The organism is Vibrio sp. Vb0937 (genome assembly GCF_033338855.1).
Window position 1 is genome coordinate 1 of sequence record NZ_JAWOTK010000093.1, and the last position, 1929, is coordinate 1929.

At 46.6% G+C, this 1929-nt stretch carries 1 protein-coding gene; it reads right to left on the reverse strand.

From position 1 onward, the window contains the following. The coding region (arcB, locus tag R7P67_RS23380) for an aerobic respiration two-component sensor histidine kinase ArcB (RefSeq protein WP_318086138.1) at positions 1–1929 on the reverse strand (1929 nt) is incomplete at both ends.

Consider the following 1929-nt stretch of genomic DNA (forward strand, 5'->3'; position numbering starts at 1 on the left):
TCAGAAATATTTTCCCACCATGCCGGCATATCCGGGGATTGCGCTTTTTGAGCGACGCTTTGGATGCGTTTAAGACCAATAGATCCTGCCGCACCTTTGATTTTATGCGCTTCAGAAACAATGCCATCCTGATCTTTTGCGGTCATGTTTGAGTCTAATACCTCAATGTAATCTGGCATCATGTCTTCAAACATCTTGATGCTGTCGTACACGGGTTTAACGCCGACAATATCCACATAAGACTCTAGCATATCCAGATCCAGTAGATGTGTCTCAATCACAGGAGAAGGCGCCGCTTCTTCCTTGACTTCAGGCTTAACAATCACCGCGGGTTTATCGACTCGATCAACAAAGAACTTATCTATCACTGACTGAATAGCATGCACAGCTAATGGTTTACTGATTGCGTCATCCATTCCATTTTCTAAGTACTCTCGACGATCTTTCATCACGTTCGCCGTTAACGCCACCAACGGAGGTAAGTGGTCATAATGCTCACGGTAGTACTTCGCCACATCAAACCCTGTCATGTCTGGCAGTTGAATGTCCAACAGCGCAAGGTCGTATTGATCCGGCACAAAGTTGACTAACGCTTCTTCCCCAGTCATCGCGACCGTCACGGAATGCCCCAAACTTTCTAGCAGCGACTTAGCCACCGTCACGTTAAGTTCAATGTCTTCAACCATAAAGATGTTGAGATGCACATTGTCGCGCTTCGCATCGATTACCGGCTCTTCGAGTTCAACAATAGGAACGTGAATCGACACAGTAAAAGTACTACCAAAGCCTTCTTCACTTGTGACCGTAATGTCCCCATCCATCATATTGATCAGCTGTTTCGAAACCGCTAACCCAATGCCTGTACCTACCGCATGCAAGTTGTCTTTGCCCGACTTAACTTGATAATACATAGCAAAAATCTTATCCAGTTCAGCTTCAGGAATACCGATGCCAGTGTCTTCGACTTCCATAATGATAGTCGCGAAGTCTTCTTCGACATCAGCGCTGACTGTCATCACAACGCCACCTTCTTTGGTGAACTTCATCGCGTTGCTGACTAGGTTCCAAATCACCTGACGTAAACGGGTCGCATCCACCTCGATCGCTTTTGGTAGGTCACTCAAACGTTCTAAGTCGAAACGCAGTCCTTTTTGTTCCGCCATGAGCGCCGAAATACTCTCTATCTCGGCGACAAAGTCTTCAAAGTTCAATGGCGCAGGTAACAGTTCAAGCTTGCGACGGTCGAATTTGTCCATATCGATGATGTCATTGAAGATATTCCCCAACGTAATCGCACTCACGTTGATCGTCTGCATGTGCTTACGCTGCTCTTCCGTCAGCGGGCTATCAAGCAGCATTCGACTCAAGCCAACAATGCCGTTTAACGGTGTGCGAAGTTCATGGCTAATTGTGGAGATAAACGTCGTTTTATCTCTGCTGGCTTTTTCTAGAGATTCTTCGTGACGCTTACGCTCAGTAATGTCTCGCCCAAAACCAACCAACCCCAAGTGGCGACCGTCTTTGCTATAGAATGGTACTTTGCGCAATTCAAAATAGTGTTTTCGCCCATCAGGGTATTCCAACCATTGCTCGTAAGTGATCGCTTGGTTGTCGCTAAAGACTTTTTGGTCGGTATCTACGATTGGCTGCGCAATTTCTTTACTGTAGACATCCCACGGGCTCAAGCCGACAAGTTGATGCTCTTTCTTGCCCGTTAACTCTTCCATCGCTCGGTTACAACCGGAGAAGACGCCATCAGCATTACGGTAATAAATCAAATCAGGTGACGCATCGATGAATGAACGTAACAAAGCGGTACGCTCTGCTAACTCTAATTGCGTTCGCTCACGCTGGAAAACCTCATTTTCTAGATCCTGCATCGCCTCTTCACGCGCTTCTTCCGCTTTAATCCGCTCTTCAATCTCTAGA